General features: G+C 64.4%; 19 protein-coding genes and 2 pseudogenes. 10 read left to right on the top strand and 11 right to left on the bottom strand.

Going from position 1 to position 19,354, the window contains the following annotated elements; all coding sequences use genetic code 11:
* Positions 1 to 61: 61 nt before the first annotated feature.
* Together LWC34_RS34550 and LWC34_RS34555 are read right to left on the bottom strand one after the other, a co-directional pair.
* Positions 62 to 1,615: a beta-N-acetylhexosaminidase gene (locus tag LWC34_RS34550; RefSeq protein ID WP_233729462.1), complete on the bottom strand. Its 1,554-nt coding sequence runs from the start codon at positions 1,613 to 1,615 to the stop codon at positions 62 to 64.
* A gap of 51 nt (positions 1,616 to 1,666) precedes the next feature.
* Complete coding sequence (locus tag LWC34_RS34555) at positions 1,667 to 4,843, bottom strand: glucodextranase DOMON-like domain-containing protein (RefSeq protein WP_233729463.1); 3,177 nt, start codon at positions 4,841 to 4,843, stop codon at positions 1,667 to 1,669.
* Positions 4,844 to 4,993: 150 nt separating this feature from the next.
* On the opposite strand from LWC34_RS34555, the gene LWC34_RS34560 reads away from it, so the two are divergent.
* The 5 genes from LWC34_RS34560 to LWC34_RS34580 are packed head-to-tail and all read left to right on the top strand — an operon-like array spanning position 4,994 to position 7,822.
* Positions 4,994 to 5,308 carry a DUF6317 family protein gene (locus LWC34_RS34560; RefSeq protein ID WP_233729464.1) on the top strand — a complete coding sequence of 105 codons (315 nt, stop codon included), beginning with the start codon at positions 4,994 to 4,996 and terminating at the stop codon, positions 5,306 to 5,308.
* On the top strand, positions 5,305 to 6,507 hold the full coding sequence (locus tag LWC34_RS34565) for a hypothetical protein (RefSeq protein ID WP_233729465.1): 1,203 nt from the start codon (positions 5,305 to 5,307) through the stop codon (positions 6,505 to 6,507). Before LWC34_RS34560 ends, LWC34_RS34565 begins: the two co-directional genes overlap by 4 nt.
* A gap of 31 nt (positions 6,508 to 6,538) precedes the next feature.
* Positions 6,539 to 7,207 (top strand): hypothetical protein, encoded by a 669-nt coding sequence (locus LWC34_RS34570; protein ID WP_233729466.1) that lies wholly within the window; start codon positions 6,539 to 6,541, stop codon positions 7,205 to 7,207.
* Positions 7,208 to 7,212: 5 nt separating this feature from the next.
* Complete coding sequence (locus LWC34_RS34575) at positions 7,213 to 7,518, top strand: hypothetical protein (RefSeq protein ID WP_233729467.1); 306 nt, start codon at positions 7,213 to 7,215, stop codon at positions 7,516 to 7,518.
* Complete coding sequence (locus LWC34_RS34580) at positions 7,511 to 7,822, top strand: hypothetical protein (protein WP_233729468.1); 312 nt, start codon at positions 7,511 to 7,513, stop codon at positions 7,820 to 7,822. Before LWC34_RS34575 ends, LWC34_RS34580 begins: the two co-directional genes overlap by 8 nt.
* 1 nt (position 7,823) lies before the next feature.
* On the opposite strand, the gene LWC34_RS34585 is transcribed toward LWC34_RS34580, so the two are convergent.
* Entirely contained in the window at positions 7,824 to 8,099 is a 276-nt protein-coding gene (locus LWC34_RS34585) for an immunity protein CdiI family protein (RefSeq protein WP_233729469.1), read from the bottom strand.
* Between the two features lie 144 nt (positions 8,100 to 8,243).
* Between LWC34_RS34585 and LWC34_RS34590 the strand changes: the two genes are divergently transcribed.
* Positions 8,244 to 9,197: a quinone oxidoreductase family protein gene (locus LWC34_RS34590; RefSeq protein ID WP_233730933.1), complete on the top strand. Its 954-nt coding sequence runs from the start codon at positions 8,244 to 8,246 to the stop codon at positions 9,195 to 9,197.
* Positions 9,198 to 9,256: 59 nt separating this feature from the next.
* Positions 9,257 to 9,721: a winged helix-turn-helix domain-containing protein gene (locus LWC34_RS34595; RefSeq protein WP_233729470.1), complete on the top strand. Its 465-nt coding sequence runs from the start codon at positions 9,257 to 9,259 to the stop codon at positions 9,719 to 9,721.
* Here LWC34_RS34595 and mnmA read toward each other — a convergent pair.
* The 4 genes and pseudogenes from mnmA to LWC34_RS34615 form a co-directional block, all read right to left on the bottom strand.
* Entirely contained in the window at positions 9,705 to 10,781 is a 1,077-nt protein-coding gene (gene mnmA, locus LWC34_RS34600; protein WP_233729471.1) for a tRNA 2-thiouridine(34) synthase MnmA, read from the bottom strand. The two genes, LWC34_RS34595 and mnmA, sit on opposite strands and share 17 nt — an antisense overlap.
* Before the next feature lie 2 nt (positions 10,782 to 10,783).
* Positions 10,784 to 11,950, bottom strand: a complete 1,167-nt coding sequence (locus LWC34_RS34605; RefSeq protein WP_233729472.1) for a cysteine desulfurase family protein — start codon at positions 11,948 to 11,950, stop codon at positions 10,784 to 10,786.
* Between the two features lie 28 nt (positions 11,951 to 11,978).
* Positions 11,979 to 12,586 (bottom strand): annotated as a pseudogene (locus LWC34_RS34610) (response regulator).
* The gene (locus LWC34_RS34615; protein WP_233729473.1) at positions 12,567 to 13,610 is read right to left on the bottom strand and encodes a sensor histidine kinase; all 1,044 of its coding nucleotides are present in this window, start codon (positions 13,608 to 13,610) and stop codon (positions 12,567 to 12,569) included. The pseudogene LWC34_RS34610 and the gene LWC34_RS34615 overlap by 20 nt, the downstream one beginning before the upstream one ends.
* A gap of 84 nt (positions 13,611 to 13,694) precedes the next feature.
* On the opposite strand from LWC34_RS34615, the gene LWC34_RS34620 reads away from it, so the two are divergent.
* On the top strand, positions 13,695 to 13,877 hold the full coding sequence (locus tag LWC34_RS34620; protein ID WP_233729474.1) for a hypothetical protein: 183 nt from the start codon (positions 13,695 to 13,697) through the stop codon (positions 13,875 to 13,877).
* On the opposite strand, the gene LWC34_RS34625 is transcribed toward LWC34_RS34620, so the two are convergent.
* From LWC34_RS34625 to LWC34_RS34640, 4 genes and pseudogenes are all read right to left on the bottom strand, one after another.
* Positions 13,874 to 14,476 carry a DUF3558 family protein gene (locus LWC34_RS34625; RefSeq protein ID WP_233729475.1) on the bottom strand — a complete coding sequence of 201 codons (603 nt, stop codon included), beginning with the start codon at positions 14,474 to 14,476 and terminating at the stop codon, positions 13,874 to 13,876. The genes LWC34_RS34620 and LWC34_RS34625 overlap by 4 nt on opposite strands.
* Before the next feature lie 134 nt (positions 14,477 to 14,610).
* Positions 14,611 to 15,341, bottom strand: a pseudogene (locus LWC34_RS34630) (ESX secretion-associated protein EspG).
* Positions 15,342 to 15,388: 47 nt separating this feature from the next.
* The gene (locus LWC34_RS34635) at positions 15,389 to 16,606 is read right to left on the bottom strand and encodes a hypothetical protein (RefSeq protein WP_233731037.1); all 1,218 of its coding nucleotides are present in this window, start codon (positions 16,604 to 16,606) and stop codon (positions 15,389 to 15,391) included.
* Entirely contained in the window at positions 16,603 to 17,340 is a 738-nt protein-coding gene (locus tag LWC34_RS34640) for a DUF3558 domain-containing protein (RefSeq protein ID WP_308200183.1), read from the bottom strand. Before LWC34_RS34640 ends, LWC34_RS34635 begins: the two co-directional genes overlap by 4 nt.
* 17 nt (positions 17,341 to 17,357) lie before the next feature.
* Between LWC34_RS34640 and LWC34_RS34645 the strand changes: the two genes are divergently transcribed.
* Positions 17,358 to 17,849: a winged helix-turn-helix domain-containing protein gene (locus LWC34_RS34645; protein WP_233729477.1), complete on the top strand. Its 492-nt coding sequence runs from the start codon at positions 17,358 to 17,360 to the stop codon at positions 17,847 to 17,849.
* Entirely contained in the window at positions 17,828 to 18,433 is a 606-nt protein-coding gene (locus LWC34_RS34650; protein ID WP_233724349.1) for an IS630 family transposase, read from the top strand. The genes LWC34_RS34645 and LWC34_RS34650 overlap by 22 nt, the downstream gene beginning before the upstream one ends.
* Positions 18,434 to 19,354: the final 921 nt, after the last annotated feature.

Raw genomic sequence — 19,354 nt, forward strand, 5'->3', positions numbered from 1 at the left:
CCAGGCCACCCCTCGTGAGTGGTTAGCCGCGTTCTAACCCGTCTAACCACTCACGAGGTCTTTAGGGCCAGGGGACCTGGGTTGACCTGTAGTAGTTCACGCCCATGGCCGTCCACCGGGGTCCTTGGGCGCTGAGGCGCTGGCGGAACTGGTCCCAGTTGTGCTTGGCCCATGGCGACCACCCGACTTCGGCGATCGCGGGCAGCCGGGGGAAGGCCATGAATTCGATGTCCTGGCGGGTCACGATGGTCTCCGACCACAGTGGAGCCTCGACGCCCCGTACCGCGGACTCGCCGACCCCGCTCAAATAAGCCCCGGGATTCCAGTCGTACGCGGTCCGGACCTCGATGTACCCGGCCCACGTCAGCCCGAGCCGGGTGCTGGAGTTGTACTTCATGTCCAGGTACGCCTTGTTGGCAGGAGACATCAGAATCTTGTTGCCCCTGGCCGCCGCGTCCCGCACCGCGGTGTTGGACGTCGTCGTGCCCCAGAACTGCGGGACGACCCCGACCGGAGGGTTGACCTTCGCAACTTCGTGCCACCCCATGGTCTGCTTGCCGTACTTCGAAACGATAGGCAGCACCTTGTTCATGAACGTCCGATAGTCGGCATCCGAAGTGGACTGAGCCTCGTCCCCGCCGATGTGAATGAACGGCCCAGGGGTCAACGCAGCCAGCTCGCGAATCACATCGTCGATGAACCGGTACGTAACCTCCTTCGGCACGCAGAACGAACTGAACCCGACGCTCGTCCCGGTGTACAACGGCGGAGCGGTGTTGTTGCAGTTCAACTCGGCATACGAGGCCAACGCGGCATTCGTGTGCCCCGGCATGTCAATCTCCGGAATCACCGTGATGTGCCGAGCGGCAGCGTAAGCGACGATGTCGCTGTACTGAGCCTTCGTGTAGTACCCGCCAGGCCCGCCACCAACCTGAGTGCTGCCACCATAAGTAGCCAACCGAGGCCAGCTGTCGATCTGAATCCGCCAACCCTGATCATCCGACAAGTGCAGATGCAAGTAGTTGATCTTATACAGAGCGATCTCGTCAATATACCGCTTGACAACGTCCGGCGAGAAGAAATGCCTTGCCACATCAAGCATCGCACCCCGGTGCCCGAACCGGGGATAGTCAAGGATGCGAGCCCCCGGCACCGGCCACGGTCCAGTTTGGACGCTGGAAGCCTCCACCTTCGCCGGAAGCAACTGCCGCAAGGTCTGCGTACCCGCGAACAACCCGGCCGCTGTAAGAGCCTTGATCGTCACGCCGGACGCGGCCACATCGAGCTGATAACCCTGTTGCCCCACCTGCGGATCAGCCCCGGACAACTGAAGCGAGATCCCATCCCCGGTCCCTTGCGAGACCGGCAAGGCAAACCCAGTCGACCGTCGCAGCGTCGCAGCAAGCAGGTTCGCTACGTCAGTCGCGCCCGCAGCCGCGCGGATTGCCGTGCTGGACGTGATGTTGTAAGTCACGTTCGCCACGGACTGCACGGAGACTGGCACGGGAACGACGCTGTCGATCGGAGCGGGCGCGGCCTGTGCCTGACTGGCGGCCAGCGTCGATGACGCCACGAGTGTCAGCGCGGTCAGGATGCAGCCGAAGGTTCTGCGCATGGTGAAGTCCCCTCCTGGCAGGGCGGCGGCGACTCACCCAATGTGAGGTTCTCACCTACTCCCTGTCAAGGTCTGGACCACTGCTTTGACAACCACAGGTCCACGCGTTGAGTCGAGAATCGCGGCCTGATCGGCGCCGGGTGGCGTGATCACGTCGAGCGCCTTGGGCACGGACGTCGGCGCCACAGCACAGATCGGGCTCGTCCCGCCAGGCGCGCACACGCCGAACGCGTACTGCTCCGGAGCCGCCGCGAATCTGCGCGCCCGGTCAGGGCTGTCACCTTCCTGACCTGTCAGAACCACGGCGTAGGACGTCGGATTACCCAAGGCAGACTTCGGCACGTTGATCGTGATGAACCGTGCGGTCTCGCTGGCCTGCACCGATGCGTCACCCAGCGGGACACCGTTGGCGTCCACGAAGACCGGCTCGGCGAATCCCTGAACCTCGATCATCCGGTTCCATGGATCGACCGAGTAGTTACGCGACGGGTACGCCGCCTTCGTCGAAGTCGCTGGCACGGCCGGATCGCGCGCGTAGATCGTGAGCAGCTGCGCACCAAGTGGCGACCCGAAAGTCGGGGTCAGGTTACGCAGTTTCGTCCGCAGAATGATCCGCGAACCGCTCTCGATCACCTGGAACTGCTGGATGTCAAAGGCGCCAGCATTGAAGTCGCCCGCGGTTGGATAGGCGTACGTACCCGGCCCGTTGTCGTCGTGGTCTGGGTCGGTGACGTTCAGCAAAACCGTTCCCGACACGAAGTCCGAGCCGACGCGGCGCTGCGCGTAACCCGTGTTGCGGCCTTCGCTCGCAGCCGCTGTGATCACGTTTGTACCCAGCTGAGCAGGCAATTCAGCGTTAAAGGTGCCGTTCGACCGGGTTGTGACGACCGTGGTCGCGCCCCCGGCATCGGTTGCTGTGGCGGAGATGTCGATCCTGGAGCCAGCAGGCGCCGTTCCTGTCACGGTCACCGTCGGCGTGGAGACCAAATCGGGCGCCTGCAACGAGATCGGGATGTTCGTGGGCGGGCCGTGGTCGATGTATCGCGCCCGGACCTCGGCCGGTTGTTCGACCAGACGTCCGGCCGCGATGCTCTGCGTCAACCGAACCGCTTGAGCTTGGGCCCAGGTCAGCGGGGACGCCGAGCCCACGGACTCGCCAGTCTTGAGACCAATGCTCGCCGTGGTCGGATCACTGCCGTACGGTGACTTCGGGACCGGCGGGTTCTCCCAGATCTGCTCAGGAATCATGCCAACGCCAGAAGCCTGAGAACGCATGGCCTCGAGAAGCTTGCGCGCGCCACGCTTGTCACCGGTCTGAATCAGGTGCTCGGCACGCTCCCCCGCGAGCACCGGCCACAGGTGCCCGCTGCCAACATTCCCTGTGGGCCAAGGCTTTCCAGTTGGCGCGCAGGCCGTCGCATCCGGCTCGTAGCAGTCGCCGTAGCCGTCCTCGCTGCCTGGGAGCGATGTCCCGTAGCGATACCAGCCAGGACCGTTCGGCGTTTGACGTTTGATGGTCTGGTCAACGCGTTCCAACGATCGCGCGACCTCAGGATCGTCTGCGGGAAGAATGCCCAGCCTAGGAAGTTCGAGGAAGCCAGCGTCCACAACGGACCGTTGGTCGACACTGATCGACCCGTTGCCAAGGTTGTACTGGATCGGCGCACTCGGGTCGCCGGTCTTGGACAGCCGGATGAAGTGCTCGCCGACCACAGTCCACCCCTTGACGCTGCGCTGGAAATGGTCAGCCGTCGCGAAATAGACCCGCGCGCGCTGCTGGTCATTGTTGCGACTGGCAATCACCCCGGCCCCGGCAAGACCCGCGATTTCCGCGGCAATGGTCGACGGCGAATAGCCGCTTTGCTCCTCCCACCGCTCCGAGCCGAACGACGGTCCATGTGCCACAACGAAATCCGCGGCAGCGCGAATCTTGGGATAGAGGCGGCGATCCCGGTCGAACCCGGCCTGCAACGCCATCAGGATCGGGTACGCGGTCTCATCGAGCTGATCGCCACCGGAGTCCGGCGCTTTCTTGCCGTTGACCATGGAGTTACGCGGGAACCGACCATCCGGCTGCTGTTGCCGGCTGAACAGCCAGGTCACGGTGGCACGCGCGGTGTCCCGGTCGCCCGCGGCCATCAGACCCGTGAAGCTTTCATAGAGATCACGCGCGAAGATCTCGCGGTACGAACCGAAATACACCGGTTTACCGTCGGGCAGATCGCCCGCGCTGACCGCGTGCCCCCACGGACTGCCAAGAGATGCGACGATCGCGCCAGGGAATGTCTTGTCCTCACTGGCTTTCAGGACATTGATCGAAACCCAGTCGTCGGTGGGCTTGAGTTTCCTGTTGTAATCCCGCCAGCCCTGCGTGTACCGGTCGTAAGTCCGATGCCACGGCGTATCCAAGCTTTCCGCCGCGATCTCCCTGGCGTAGTTGGCGCTTTGCGCGTAGCTGAGTGCGAGAACGCGCTCGTGCCCATCAATCTGGGCGGTTTGCACGACGTTTCCGTTGGGCGCACTGGGATTCGGCTTGATCGCGCGATCCTTGTCCAGCTGTACCAGCCCATCGGTCGCCGTACCGACATACCCACTGTTCACCGCCTTGAAGGGCCTGTCAGCAGCGAGGACACCATGCAACGGCACCCCGTAGTCGCGGTTCGGCGCGTTAGTCACGGTGTTCAAATCGCTGCTGACCAACGCGTTCTGGTCCGCCGAGGCGCTGTCCGCGCCACCGTTCAGCGGACCACCACCGCCGTTGCCGTTGATACTCGCGTCGTAACGCACGTACAGCTTCAAATTCCGTGGCCCGTGCAGGTTCGCCTTGATGAGCACAGAGTTACGGGCCGGGTCGGTGATGAACTCCGTCGTCAGCCGGTAGTTGCGCGCCCTGGACTGCACCTGGCACGCCATCCCGGTCTGATCCGCGCTGACGGTGTAGGTCATGTCGCGACTCTGCAGGTCGGTGAACGTGCGCCCGTCGGTGACGATGAACTGCAGCGTCTCCACGTTGGTGTTGTCGATCGTCGGCGCGTACACGTCGGAAAGGACGCCGTCCGCGACCGTGAACCACACTTTGCTGCTGGTATTGCGCGCCGTACCGACGCAGTCCTTGCGGGCGAGGCCGAAGTGGGACACCGCCCCCGGCCCGCCCTGCTGTGCCTGGGCGACCGGACTGACGAACATCACGCTCAGTAGCAGAATCAGCACCAAAACGTACCGTCGCATGTCCGGATCACACCACCCCCGGCCAGCCCGCGACACCGCCAGATCGGGTGACGTGAAATACCCGATGGAACCGAACTGATCACCGTTATGTCTGACCCTCCGGGAGCGTCCGGTACGGTCCCTGGCGGGTGATCAAGCTATGGGGGCGGAGTGCCTGACTACACAGTGGACCTGAACGGTCTTGACGCGCTTGGCAAGAACCTGGATCGCTGCGGAGAGAACCTCGACGGCGCGCTGAAGTCGATGGAGGACGTCGGCCCGGACACGCTCGGCAACGACGATCTCGACGACGCGTGTGAGGAGTTCCGCGAAGACTGGGAATACGGCCTTTCCGAGATCCGCAAGATCGTCAAGGGCATCAAGGAGAACCTCGACGCGAGCAAGCAGAACTACGCGGAGCTGGAAAACGCTCTGTCGAACGCGTTCTCGACCATGCGTGACAAGATCGGCGGCGGTGCGCAGTGAGCGGTGACTGGTCCGGCCTCGGCTTCGACCCGGCGCCCGGCAACCTGGGTTCGGCGCAGGCACTCGTCGATCAGCTGACGAACACGTCGAAGTACCTCAGGGAAACCCACGACGTCCTGATGTCGGTGAAGAACCAGCAGGACGCGTGGACCGGCGAGGCGTCGAAAGCGTTCGGCGAGAAGCTCGGCGAACTGCCGTCACACCTGGACAACGCGCACACCTCGTTGACCAAAGCCAGCGGCCTGCTCACCGAGTGGAAAGGCAAGCTGGACGGCTACCAGAAAACCGCGAAAGACCTGGAAGCACGGGCAAAGCAGGCCAAGGGCAAGGTCGCGTCGGCCGACCAGGCGTACGCGCAATCCCGCGGCAACCCCGACCTCGGCCTGGCAGGCAAGGTCTTCGGCACCGACGCGGAACTGCAGGCAGCCCAAGGCCGCTACAACGCGGCGAAATCGCAGCTGGACCAGGCGTCCAACGACGCCGAAGCCGCACGGGACGCCCTCGACGACCTGATCAAACAGGCCAAGGACCTGCAGGACAGGCACGAGGACGAAGCCGAGCGGATCGCGGACCTGATCGAGACCGCAGGCGAGGACTACTCGCCGGACGAAGGCTTCTTCGAGGCGATCGGCAACTGGCTCGAGCGCAACGCCGAACTGATCGGCCAGATCGCCGACATCGCCGGTGTCGTGTCGGCCATCGCTGGCGCGCTGGCGTTCATCCCGGTCCTCGCCCCGATCATGGCGCCGATCGCCCTGGTCGCTGGCGGTATCGCGCTGCTCGGCCACACCGGCGCGATGATCGGCAAAGGCGAGTACGGCATGGACGACTGGGTCAATGTCGTCGGCGATTTCGCGGGTGTGATCCCAGGTGTCGGCGCCGCGATCAAGGGGGTCGGCCTCGCCGCCGACGCGGCACCCATCCTCGGCAAGGCTGGTGCCGTTGTGACGGGTGCGGACGCGATGGGTCAGGTGGCGTCGCAGCCTGCGAGGCTGTTCCAGATGGCTTCGGAAGGCTTGATGGGCGGCTTGCCAAGCGCGATGGCTGACAACGTGGCGAAAGCGATGCAGTCCTCGATCAACCTCACTGCCCAGGTACCCACGGTGGTTGAGTGGGCCACGCCTGGCGAGACCGAGAAGGACCGCAAGTCCGCAGCGGGCTGGCTGGCCGGCGTCGCCAACGTTTTCCAGGTTCGCTGACCAGACGTTTCCCACGGGAGGTGACGAGACATTGACGACAGTCGAGCAAGCAGGCACGGGCGAGCTGTGGGCCAGTGTGCCTGAACAGTTCACGCCGATCGACTTGGCCGAGGACTTCGAGACTCGGGTCCTGCGAACCATCCGGCAGGCCGAGTATGCCCTGCCCGGCAGCACTCCTGAGCAACGTATGCACTTGGCATTGGCGCAGGAAGCCATGATCGGCAAGATGCTCGAACAAGGTGTGCGCTACGCGGCGACGTGCGTGGCGAAGACCGAGGACGAGCGGCCGTCGCTGACCATGGCGAACCTGACGGTCACCTTCCAGGCAGCCGAGCTGACCGGGCTCGACCCCCTCGGCGCCATCGCCAACGGCCTGAAGACCAAGAACCCCAAGGCAAAGCAGGAGATCGGCTATCTCAACCTGCCGGTTGGACGGACTTTGGCCATCGCCGATGAGGTCAAGTTCACGCCTCCGACCAGCGCGTTCGGGGTGCCTTCGGACCGGGAGCACGTCGTCAGACAGGCGTCCGCGGTCATCCCGCACCCGCACGGCACCCGGATCGTGATCATCGGGATGTCCACGGAATTCCTGACCGAGTGGACGCTGTACACCGAGATGTTCCGGGCGATCCTTGAGACGGTGTCCTTCGAGCCGCCAAGGAAGCCGTCGTCGATCGCGTCCCGGCTCGGCGGGTTCTGACACCCATGACGAACCTGATACTGAGCCTGATCCTCGCGGCCATTCCCACGACCTTCCTCATCCTACGGCTCCGATACCGGCGGCAGACGGTGTTGCAGGCCGCCGAGGAAGTGCAGGTCCAGCTGCGGCGCAGGGAACCGAGTGACCCTGAGTCCGCTTTGATCCGCCCGCTCCGGGTGTATCCGCTGAGCGAGGACATGATCAAGGACCTGGTGTGGGTGTACGGCTACCGGTTCGTCGATGACACCCTGCGGGACACGCAGCGCTACCTGAGGTTCGCCGTGCCTCCGGAGGAGGGCAAGCGTGGCTGAGCTGCTGCGGATCCTGCCGATCGTGTTCATGGTCTGGACACTCGTACTCGTCGTGTACCTGTCGTTCTCGGAGATGTTCCGTGCACCTCGGTTCGTCCGCAAGGCACGGGCCAAGCGCGCGGGCAAGCGGCTCGCCGCCGAGCTGAGTGCGTCCGCCGGGCCGACCGACTTGGTCGTGTACTGGGACAGGTACCGGCATCTGAGCAAGTTCGAGATCTTCGCAGCCGTCGAACAAGCCGGGTTCCTGTTCGTCGACCAAGAATTGAACGAACACGGCTGGGCACTGAACTTCACAAAGGCCTAGTTCACGAGATCTGCCGGACTGCGCCGTTGTGCTCATAGCTCACGGCGTATCCGTCGCCGAGCTCGACCGCCAGCCGTTTGGCCAGCGCTTCACCCCGCTCGGCGAACTGCTGCTCGGCCTGGAGCGTCTCGAACCCGTCCCCGTCGTAGATACCCGCCCATTCCCACAGCTCGGCGGCCAGTGTGTCCGAGATGGGCAGCTCGTACGCCGACACCGGGCCGCCACCGGCCAGCCATACCGGGCCGCTCTCGTCGGCCATCACTTTGATCGACTTCACGTGCCCACCTTCTCAGGCGATGCAAGCAATGCAAGTCAGGCATGTCCACGGTGACTCCGGGCACAGCGGGAACAAACTAGCCATATTGTCCCTTGAATGAGACAAAGTGTTATTGTGTCTCACGACCACAAGGAGGCGTTCGACGTGCGGGCTGTGCAGATCACCGAGTTCGGTGGACCGGAGGTTCTCAAGGTCGCCGAGGTGCCCGACCCCGTTGCGGGCGAGAACGAGCTGCTCATCGAGGTCGACAGGGCCGGTGTGAACTACGCCGACACCCACCAGGTCGAGGACTCGTATCTCTCGTCCCCCGCGCTGCCGCTGATCCCCGGTGCCGAGGTGGTCGGCAGGACCGCCGAGGGCAGGCGGGTCGCGGCCATGATCGGGCACGGCGGTTACGCCGAGAAGGCCGTGGTCAACAAGTACATGGCGTACGACGTCCCCGACGGTGTCGACGATGTCTCCGCGGTTGCCTTGCTGGTGCAGGGAATGACCGCGTGGTTCCTGCTCAAGAAGACCACGCACTTCCAGCCAGGTGAGTCCATTGTGGTGCATGCCGCGGCCGGTGGCGTCGGCTCGCTTGCCGTTCAGCTTGCCAAGTCCATGGGCGCTGGCCGGATCATCGCGACCGCGAGCACGCAGGAAAAGCGCGATCTCGCCGTGCAACTGGGCGCGGATGTCGCCCTCGACCCCGCGAGCCCCAATCTCGACAAGGCGATCATCGAGGCGAACGGCGGCAAGCGGGTTGACGTGGTCCTTGAGATGACTGGCGGCCGGGTCACCGACGAGAGCCTGAAGTCGTTGGCGCCCTTCGGCAGGCTCGCGTTCTACGGTATGGCCAGCCGCGAGGAGCCCAAGCCGATCAGCCTTCCCGCGCTGATGTCGCACTCCGCCACGGTCAGCGGTTTCTGGCTGGCACACGCTTTCGGCAACCCGCCACTGCTGCAGCAGGCGTTCGCCGAGCTGGCCGCGGAGGTCACGGCGGGCAAGCTCAAGGTCATCAGCGGCGGCGACTACGCGATGTCCGAGGTCCAGCAGGCGCACGAGGACCTGCGCGCCCGCCGCACCACCGGCAAACTGGTGATCAACCCAGGCAAGTAAGAGGTATCAGCACGTGGGACGCGTTGACACCCCAACGCGTCTGCCGGTCGGATGAACGCATGGCACAGCTGACTGTGATCGTCCAGCTCACCGTCGACAACGACCAGGCGCCGAACCTGGCCGCCCGGCTGGTCGACACCCTGCGCACCGCCGTCGACCTGCCGATCGACCGCATGGTCGTGGACGGTGAGCAGATCCCCCAACAGCGCGCGCTGCCGAGGGCCAACCTTCGTATCCAGCCGGACGCCCGCCGCGTCCTTGTCGCGGACACGCCGATCGAGCTGACCCGGCTGGAGTTCGACCTGCTGCTGTTCCTGTGCCTCAACCCAGGCCGCGTGCACCGGCGTTCCACGCTGCTCGCCGAGGTCTGGGGCGTGGCCGAACATCTCGGCAGCCGCACGGTCGACGTCCACATCCGCAGGTTGCGGGGCAAGATCGGGCCGGGAATCGACCCGATCACCACCGTGCGCGGGGTCGGTTACCTCGTCGACCGCAACGCGGGGTTCGTCATCGAGTCCGTGTGATCGTCGCGCTGCCGAGCACGAGGTCGCCGCGGTACATCACAGCCGCCTGACCAGGCGCGACGCCACGCAACGGCTCGGCAAGCCGGATCACCAGCTCGCCGTCCTCGATCTCGGCGACGGCAGGCGCCGTGCCACCGTGCGCACGAACCTGCACCACGCACTCGGTGATCCCGTCGATCGGCTCGCCAGACGGCCAAATAGGTCGCTCACCTGCGATTTCCTGGACTTCCAGCCGCTGCGCCGTGCCCACGCGGACGTTTCCGGACACCGGCTCGAGCGACAGCACGTACCGCGGGCGGCCGTCCGGCGCGGGAGCGTCGATGCCCAAGCCCTTGCGCTGTCCCACGGTGAATCCGTGCACGCCGGTGTGCATGCCAAGCACCGCACCGGTTTCGTCGTCCACCAGCATGCCCGGCCGCTCGCCGAGCTTGTTGGTGAGGAACTTCTGGGTGTCGCCGTCCGGGATGAAGCAGATGTCGTGGCTGTCCGGCTTTTCCGCGACAGAAAGGCCACGCTCGGCCGCCTCGGCGCGAACCTGTGGCTTGGTCGAGTCGCCGAGCGGGAACATCGCGTGCCGCAACTGATCCGCCGTCAGCGATGCGAGCACATAGGACTGGTCCTTTTCGGAGTCGACGCTGCGCCGCAGCTCCGGCTTGCCGTCCACTGTGGTCAGCTGGGCGTAGTGGCCGGTGCAGACCGCGTCGAAACCGAGCGCGAGCGCCTTGTCCAGCAACGCCTCGAACTTGATCCGCTCGTTGCAGCGCAGACACGGGTTGGGCGTGCGGCCCGCGGCGTACTCCTCGACGAAGTCCTCGATCACTTCCTCGGTGAACCGCTCGGCGAAATCCCAGACGTAGAAGGGGATGCCGAGTACGTCGGCAGCACGCCTCGCGTCGTGCGAGTCCTCGATCGTGCAGCAGCCACGCGCCCCGGTGCGCAGCGTGCCCGGCTTCGCCGACAGGGCAAGGTGCACTCCGACAACGTCATGCCCAGCGGCAACAGCCCTGGCCGCGGCAACGGCCGAATCGACGCCACCACTCATCGCAGCGAGCACGCGCATGCTCACACCTCCTTCGCTCGGCGCATTCCGGACAATCCCGCGGTGCGGGCCCGTTCCACTGCCGGTCCAATAGCTTGTGCCAGGGCGGTCACGTCGGCCTTCGTCGACGTGTGGCCCAGCGAGAACCGGAGCGAACCGCGCGCGGCCGCCGGGTCCATGCCCATCGCGAGCAGGACGTGGCTCGGCTGCGCGACCCCGGCCGTACAGGCCGAACCGGTCGAGCACTCGATTCCCTTGGCGTCCAACAACATCAGCAAACTGTCACCGGCACAGCCGGGGAACGTGAAGTGCGCGTGGGTCGGCAGCCCCGGATCCCCGTTGAGTATCGCGTCAGGGACCGCCGCGCGCACGGCATTTACCAGCTCGTCCCGCAGCATCCCGACCTGCTTGGCGCGTTCTTCCCGGTGCTTGGTGACTTCGCGAACGGCCGTCGCCATCGCGTGAATCGCAGGCACGTCAACGGTTCCTGAGCGCACGTCCCTCTCCTGGCCGCCGCCGTGCAACAACGGCGCGCACGGCACGTCCCGGCCGAGCAGCAGCGCGCCGATGCCCATCGGGCCGCCGAGCTTGTGCCCGGTCATGGTCAACGCGCTCGCCTTCGACTCGCCGAAGTCGACCGGCAACGTGCCGACGGCCTGAACAGCGTCGGTGTGGAACGGAATGCCGCGCTCCGCGCACGCTTCGGCCAGCTCACGGATCGGATTGACGGTGCCGACCTCGTTGTTCGCCCACATCGCCGTGACCAGCGCCACGTCGTCGTCGAGCGCTTCGACCAGCGCGTCGACGTTGACCCGGCCCACCCGGTCCACCGGCAACCACGTCAGCTCGGCGCCGTCGTGGCTCTCCAGCCACTCGGCCGCGTCGAGGACGGCGTGGTGTTCAACGGCGGACACCAGGATGCGACGGCGCCCTTCCTTACGTCTCGCCCAGTAGATGCCCTTGACCGCGAGGTTGTCACTCTCCGTGCCACCCGCGGTGAAAATGATCTCGGACGGTCGCGCGCCCAACGCCTCGGCTATCGACTCACGAGCTTCCTCAGCCACCTGCCTGGCACGGCGGCCCGAGGTGTGCAGCGACGAAGCGTTGCCCCGGATGGACAGCGCCTCCGTCATCGCCGCCACTGCCGCGGGCAGCATAGGCGTGGTCGCCGCGTGGTCTAGATAGGTCATCACTAATGAGTGTATTCGGCGACGTACGTCACGCCCCAGGCGACGGCAGGTAGCCGCGCGCGATCGCCACGGTCACGGCGCTTGTCCGGTTTCGTACACCCAGTTTGTCGAAGATGCGCAGGACATGCGTCTTGACCGTGGCCTCGGAGATGAACAGTGTGCGCGCATCTCCGGATTCGACCGTCCGGCCGCGAGGCTCCGCAGGATTTCCGTCTCGCGGTTGGTTAGCGGGTTCGCCCACTGCGCCAACTTGGCGGCGACGGTTGGCGCGAGCACGGTTTCTCCCCTGGCCGCCGCCGTCACGGCTCTCATGAGCTCCTGGCGCGAGGCGTCTTTCAGCAGGTAGCCCGTCGCCCCCGCCTCCACTGCGCGCACGATGTCACCGTCCGTGTCGTATGTCGTGAGCACCAGGACTTTGCCGACACCCTGGCGCACGATCTCGCGGGTCGCGCTGACGCCGTCCATTCCCGGCAGCCGTAGGTCCATGAGCACGACGTCCGGACGGATCCGCGCGGCCGTGACCACAGCTTCCTCGCCGCTCGCGCACTCGCCGATGACCGTGATCCCTTCGGCGGACAGCACGGCGCGCAGCCCGTCACGGACGATGGTGTGGTCGTCAACGATCAGCACGCGCATGGGCAACCTCCAGACGCAGCGTGGTGCCGTTGCCCGGTGACGACTCGATGGTCAGTTCCGCGCCTGTCTCTTTGGCCCTCGCACGCATGGCCGTCAGCCCGAAGCCGGTATGCCTGCCTTCCGCATCGAAGCCGATCCCGTTGTCCGACACCGTAAGCGTGACTTTGCTGGCGTAGGTCAGCTGCACTTCGGTCGCCGTAGCATTGGCGTGTTTCGCCGTATTGTTAAGGGCTTCTTGCACTGCCCGCAGCACCATGACTTCATGCGTCGGCGGCAATGCCCGCGGCTTTCCCTGGAGCTTGAAGGCAACATTCCTCGCTTCGGCGATCCGTTCCAGCGCGTCTGGCAGGCTGGACGCACGCAGATCCGGCGGCGCGAGCGCGTCGACCAACGCACGCGCCTCGGCGAGGTTGTCCCTCGCCACCTGCTTGGCCTTGGTCAGGTGCTGATTCGGCCCCATCTCAGCCTCGATGGCCTCAAGTTGCAGCAGCATGGCAGCGAAACCTTGCGCAAGCGTGTCATGGATCTCGCGCGCCAAACGCTGCCGCTCACCGACCACCAGCGCGGCCCGCTCCTTGCTCTGGTCAATGATCCGCGTAATCCACAACCCGAGCGCCAACCCGATGAGCAACGTGACAACCCCAAGGGACACAGCAACAAGCACGCTCGCCCCGGCAACAACGACCGTGGTCGCGCTGATCACCGTTACGGTCGCGTACACCGCAGCACACGTCGGCAACAGCACCCAGATATGCGGATACAACGCGAACAACATGATCGAGCCCAACGGCGTGAGCACGAACATGGCGATGGTCAGCGGAATCGCCCCGGTAAGGTAGATGACGCCGTTTCCGTGCTTCCTGACCGCCGTCGCACCGAAGACCAGGTACCAAATTGTCAACGCGGCCAACAGTATGTGCGCGACGGCCAGACCGCCTTCGACAAACACGACCACGGCCGTAATGGCAGCGAGCACGCCGAACAGAACGTGCCAACCCACGAAGCCACGGCGCCACTCGTCCACACGCGTATCTTCGTGGCGCGCAGCGAGATTCGCATCAATCAATCGGTTGACGCGCTCGCCCGTTCACCGAGGGACGCTCCCGGCATGAACGCGAAGACATCCGCAACCATCCTGATCATCCTGTCGATCGCCTTCGGAGGCGTGATCGGAATCCTCGGCACAGTGGGCTCTGACGCGGTCACGACCGTCGCCGTCATCGGCGGCGCCATCCTGGCCCTGCTGTGGGTAGCACGCGGCCTACTCACCCGCTCAGCCAACCGAGGCTAACCAGCCGCCTTCAGATTCTGAATAGCAGCCTCAGCAAGCCTGTCACTCACCGTGCACATAGATGCATAGTGCGGAAACTCCTCGCCGACCGTATTGGCGAACACGGTGATGGTCGCCCGGTCCGAAACCGCGGCGATCGTCATACAGTCGCCGCGTTTCGGCCCGTCAGCCCGCGCAGAGACGCGTACAGCAGGATATCCAGCGAGCAGCGGAATCTTCTCAAAGAAGTTGTCGCCGAATCTTTTCTCATAAAGATTGTCAGCATTCTCGGAGTTGCCATCCGCATAGAGGGTGACATTGGCCATCCGACCATTATTCGGCGACCACGCGCACAGCGGCGTGTCAGCGGCATCTTTACCGGGCGCCTGCTTACCGATGGCGCCCATATAGGGCATGAGCTGCGCGGATGTCAGACCAGAACACATGTCACCCTGGACCTTCTGCACGCTGAGCGGCTTCGCGATCGCAGGCGTATCAGTCCTGTTCAGCGTGGTCGAAACCGGCAACGACGACTGCCGCGCGGGATCTCCACCCTTCGGCGAACACCCAGCAACCATGACCAAGAAGGCAATTCCACACGCGGCGTGCACATATCTCACCTGTTAGCCCCTCCCCTGGACATCCACGGCAACGTTACCAATCACAGAGTCACGACGCATCCACGATTTGTAACGTGCCCAATGGATATCCCGGGCCCACCAGCATTATTTCCTCTCAATTAAATATCCTTGACTCACCCATTCAGGACGGCGTGCAACAGCTTGGCAATCCCGTCGGCGAGCGCCGCGGGTGTCGCAGGCGCCACGACGACCCACGGCGCGCCAGTGTCGCCAGGTTTCTGGCTGAGCAGCCAACGACCGTCCGCCAAATCGAAGTACGTCAGCGGATACTGGGTTTTGCGCCTGCGCCCAACTCTGTCCCGTGCGCTGGCGTGAATCCGGCCGCCGCCAAGACGCGGCTGGGCCATCAGCCGCCGCAGCCCACGCAGATCGCTTTCGATCCGGCCAGCGGGTGCGTTGGGGCGCAGCCAACTGTCGCGTGGCTTCGGGCCTTCGAGCACGTCCATCGGCACGGTAAGCGAATGCCCAAGCCCAGGCTGCGCGAATGGCAACAGGTCGATGAGGGCGTCCGCAAGCTTGTCCGGCGGGATCGGACGCAGGTGGATCGCCTGGTCGTCCAAAGCCGCCAACACTCCATTTTTGTGGTCGTCTGCAGCGGCCACGACACCGATCCCGACACCGTTGGAAAGTCGATCCAGCCGTGCAAGTCGACCTTCGGCCGCGCCAACAACGACATCACTTCAGCCAAGGCGCGGTCGATCGTCCTACCGCGCGCGAATCCCGCCCGCTGCAACTCGTCGAACAACCGCGGTTCCGCCGCGAGGTATTCGTCCTGTGTGATCGACGGAACCGGGACGTGCAGCACGTGATGCTGCTCCTCGATGTCGTGCCGCTGCCGGACCATGTCCCAACAGAGTCGCGAAAGCGATACCTCCCCAGACAGCAACGATCTCAATCGATCACCGACGGCGGTGTCCTCGGCAGGTCACCGATGATCTGGTCACCGTTGTCCTCGTTGACCAGGTAGGTAGGCGTCGCGTGCTCATCGTCTTCTTCTTGCCGGGCCGCGCCACCACCCAAGCCACCCGCAGGCATTGCCGTTCCAAGGGTTCCACTTCGCGTCATCGCCGCTGGGCTGCGACTGCCCGTTTCCAAACCGATTCCCGCTACTGCGCCCGGTCCACGCGGCGCCGCGCCCGTGCCCGCTCCGCCTGCTCCACCCACGCCACGGCCGTAGCCGCTGCCTGCTCCACCGGGGCCTCCACTCGCTCCGCCTGCCCCACCCGCGTAATTACCGAACTGCGCGAAGCCTCCAGTCGAACCGAACCCATCACGGCTGGCCGTCGGTCCGCCGCTAGCGCCGAGTCCCTGCGAGCTGTTCGGAGGAGGAACATAATCCTGCAAATCCGTGCCCTCACCAGGACGCGCTCCGGGCGCAATGCCGCCGCCCGGGCGCTCCCCGCCAAGAACCCCGCCCGGCTGCACACCACCATCGCCGCCGCGTGTCGGCGGCCGCACAGGCTCAACTGGGTCAGGTCTGTCCCCCGGCTGACGACCGCCTGACCGCCCAGTCCCACCGCCGAAACGACCGCCACCATGCTCCGGATTGCCGGGATTCGATGGCTGACTATCCCGAACGGTAATCTCACCAAACCCAGCGCTGGCCGAATCGAACCTAGGCGCACCATTCGAATTGCTCAGCGAAGTCTTGGCGTACTGCGAGAAAGCTTGTTGGTTAGCGCTATCGATCTGACTGTTCCGTTGGATGGCCACATCGTGCTCGGTGTCCCAAGGCGTGATGCTGTACAACCACGGCTTCTCCGGCACATCGACCGGCTTGTGAATCTTGGACTGCGCCGTGTCGAAACCCCCACCCTGATCAGTAAGCAGGACGGAAGACCTCCTGCACAGGTCGAAACCTTGTCCGACCGACTCGATCAACGGCTCGAAGGCTCCACGCATCATCTCCGCACCTTGACCGGTGTACGTCACCTGGATCCCGTTCAATGCGTCTTTCAGCGCGAACTTGTGCTGGTTGTACTCGGTCGCCAGCTTATCGAAGATCGCTGCGTTTTCCCGCAACTGCCCAGAACCCTGGACATCGACATGGAACTGCTCGTACAGGGTTCCGTTGTCACCCGTGCAAACATAAGGAGGAACCACCGTCAAGCCCCCGCCTTCAGATTCAGGATAGCAGCCTCAGCCAACTTGTCGGACACCGTGCACATGGACGTGTAGTACTGAAAGTCAGCGCCGCCCGCACTGGCCGAGACCGAGATCCGCGCACGCTCCGAGACAGACACGACAGTCGTACAGTCTCCAAGAGAAGGTCCGTTCTTGCGTTGCGAAACGCGTACCGCGGGATATCCCGCGAGCAAGGGAACCTTTTCGAAGAAGTTGTCCCCCAACCTCTGCTTATACAGATCGGCGACGTCCTTGGCCGGAGATTCCGCATAAAGAGCGATACTTGCCATGCTGCCGATAGGTGGCTGCCAGGTACACAGTGGCGTCCCAGCATGGTCCTTGTCCGAATTCTGCCTGCGAACGGAACCCATGTACGGGGTCAGCTGCGCCGTCGTCAGACCTGCGCACACGTCGCTCTGGATCTTGTCAAGATTGAGCGGATTCGCTATCGAAGGCGCTTCAGGTCGTGTGGGCGCCACTGGATTTGACGGGGTCGATTGGGTTGTCGGCGTACCGGACACCGGTCCAGCGGAGCACCCACCCACGACCAGAAGCAGAGCAAGAGCGGGTGAGACACCCCAGATCCAATTCGATCGCACGTGTCGGCCCTTCATAGGGTTTCCAGGTCGGCGCGCTGATAACTCGAGATACAGATCATGAAAGGCCAGGGTTGATCTTGTCCTTGGGCGGCGTGTCCTCCTCGATCCTGATCGATTCATGATCTACGCAGGGATGGATGAGGTACGCGGATGGAGGTGGCCTGTCCGAGCGGGGCAGGGCCGCACGCGAAGCTGTCCGGTTGCAGGCGGCCCAATGGTTCGCCCAGGACGTGCCGGCCGCCGAGATCGCCCGCAGACTGCGGGTATCCACCAACGCGGTCTATACCTGGCGGCGTCGATGGCGTGCCGAGGGTGAGGCAGGGCTGGCGTCGAAGGGACCGGGCGGATCGTCCTGCCGGCTGGACCAGCCACGACTGGACAGGCTGGCCCAGGCTTTGGAACAAGGCCCAGCCGTGCATGGGTTCGGCGAGGATCAGCGCTGGACCCTGGCTCGGGTCGCCGATCTGATCGCCCGGCTGTTTCACACCCGCTACACGCTGCGCGGGGTGTCGTATCTGCTGCACCGCATGGGGTTCTCGCCACAAGTACCCGCCCACCGCGCGATCGAGCGCGACGAGCAGGCGATCGCCACCTGGCGGCGGGAGGTATGGCCGGCGGGAAAACGGTAGCGGCGCAGCAAGGTGCTTGGCTGTGTTTCGAGGACGAGGCCGGGCAAACGCTGCGCCCGCCGAAAGCCCGCACCTGGGGCCGCCGGGGCCAGACACCACAGATCCCGGTGTCGGGCAAGGGTTCGGGCCGGGTATCGGTCGCCGGGCTGGTATGCGTCCGGCCCGGACACCGGCCCCGGTTGATCTACCGTGTCCGGACCCACCGCGGCCGCAAGGGGGAACGGCGCAGCTTCGCCGAAACCGACTACGCCGCCCTGCTGGACGCCGCACACCAGCAGCTCGGCGCCCCGATCGTGTTGATCTGGGACAACCTCAACACGCACACCAGTCACGCGATGCGCAAACTGGTCGCGGCCCGCGACTGGCTACACGTGATCCAACTCCCGCCCTACGCCCCGGACCTCAACCCGACCGAGCACGTGTGGTCCCACGTCAAACGCAACCTCGGAAACCTCATCGTGCACGGCATCGACCAGCTCACCGCCATCGTGAAGAACCGACTCAAACGCATCCAGTACCGACCCGGGCTGATCGACGCGTTCTTCGCCCACACCAGACTGAACCTCGAACCACAACCGCCGTAATCCTGGCCTTTCAAGATCTGTAGCGGCGGTGACGCACTGAATGAGCGCCTTCAGCTCCTCCCGCTTCCTCTCATTCCATTCGTGATGCTGGTCCACCACGTTGTTGTAAGCATTGGCAACCATTCCGCTGTAATTGTCATGCCCGGGCGCATAAACTCGCAGCGGTGCAGCCGTGCCCTTCAACGTGTCGTACAAGCGATCGTGCGTGTCCTGCAATGCTTTGACGAACTTCTCCGCGTCGGCCAGATCGATGCTGTAGCCGCCGCCAAGGTCAAGTCTGGCTGCCACCCCGTACCTCCCCTGTACACCCAACGCGACAGGTTACCAACCGCGGAGTGACCACGCATCCACGGTTCGTATCCATCCGATTACTCCGACGAACTCGCAGGTCCGCTGGTTCCGTAGGCGTGCAAGATAAGTACGGCGAGAATTTCAAGGTCGAGGAGCGGTCCAGTTGGCTGGAAATCGTCACTACCGTTGACGCTGTCTTCTTCTATGCGATGGACAGATTCGAAGTTAGCCTGCCCGAGGTGGAGTACGTCGCACATATGCTGGCGTCACCGGCAACGTGGCCTTCCACCACATCTTGGACACCGATCGGGTGAACACACGTCTTGTTGTCTTTCACGATGAACTCGTAGAGCCAGTCGACCTTCTCCACGATCGACAGCTGGTACCGCTCGTTCTCACCGACCTTGAGACCGCGGCGTCGTACGCCGTCTTCAGGTCGTCGAGGGTTGAGCCGATGCCGATCTCATCCGGTGTCCTCATCTTCGCTATGGGGGTTACTGGACGAAACAGTCTGGAAACGTTTACATTGATCTCGCCTCAGCCGCCGCGGGCATCAATCCGGAGCAGTTCCCTGCACGAACGATCATTCGGAGGACCTTGTGGTACCCCTGTCCCGATGGCGGGCGGGCG

Source organism: Kibdelosporangium philippinense (assembly GCF_021390435.2).
Taxonomy (GTDB): Bacteria; Actinomycetota; Actinomycetes; order Mycobacteriales; family Pseudonocardiaceae; genus Kibdelosporangium; species Kibdelosporangium philippinense.

What these genes read in the sequence shown, in the direction of transcription:
- LWC34_RS34550 (WP_233729462.1), bottom strand. Translation starts at nt 1,615, where the DNA reads ATGCGCAGAACCTTCGGCTGCATCCTGACCGCGCTGACACTCGTGGCG.
- LWC34_RS34555 (WP_233729463.1), bottom strand. Translation starts at nt 4,843, where the DNA reads ATGCGACGGTACGTTTTGGTGCTGATTCTGCTACTGAGCGTGATGTTC.
- LWC34_RS34575 (WP_233729467.1), top strand. Translation starts at nt 7,213, where the DNA reads ATGACGAACCTGATACTGAGCCTGATCCTCGCGGCCATTCCCACGACC.
- LWC34_RS34595 (WP_233729470.1), top strand. Translation starts at nt 9,257, where the DNA reads ATGGCACAGCTGACTGTGATCGTCCAGCTCACCGTCGACAACGACCAG.
- mnmA (WP_233729471.1), bottom strand. Translation starts at nt 10,781, where the DNA reads ATGCGCGTGCTCGCTGCGATGAGTGGTGGCGTCGATTCGGCCGTTGCC.
- LWC34_RS34605 (WP_233729472.1), bottom strand. Translation starts at nt 11,950, where the DNA reads ATGACCTATCTAGACCACGCGGCGACCACGCCTATGCTGCCCGCGGCA.
- LWC34_RS34620 (WP_233729474.1), top strand. Translation starts at nt 13,695, where the DNA reads ATGAACGCGAAGACATCCGCAACCATCCTGATCATCCTGTCGATCGCC.
- LWC34_RS34640 (WP_308200183.1), bottom strand. Translation starts at nt 17,340, where the DNA reads ATGAATCGATCAGGATCGAGGAGGACACGCCGCCCAAGGACAAGATCA.
- LWC34_RS34645 (WP_233729477.1), top strand. Translation starts at nt 17,358, where the DNA reads ATGAGGTACGCGGATGGAGGTGGCCTGTCCGAGCGGGGCAGGGCCGCA.
- LWC34_RS34650 (WP_233724349.1), top strand. Translation starts at nt 17,828, where the DNA reads ATGGCCGGCGGGAAAACGGTAGCGGCGCAGCAAGGTGCTTGGCTGTGT.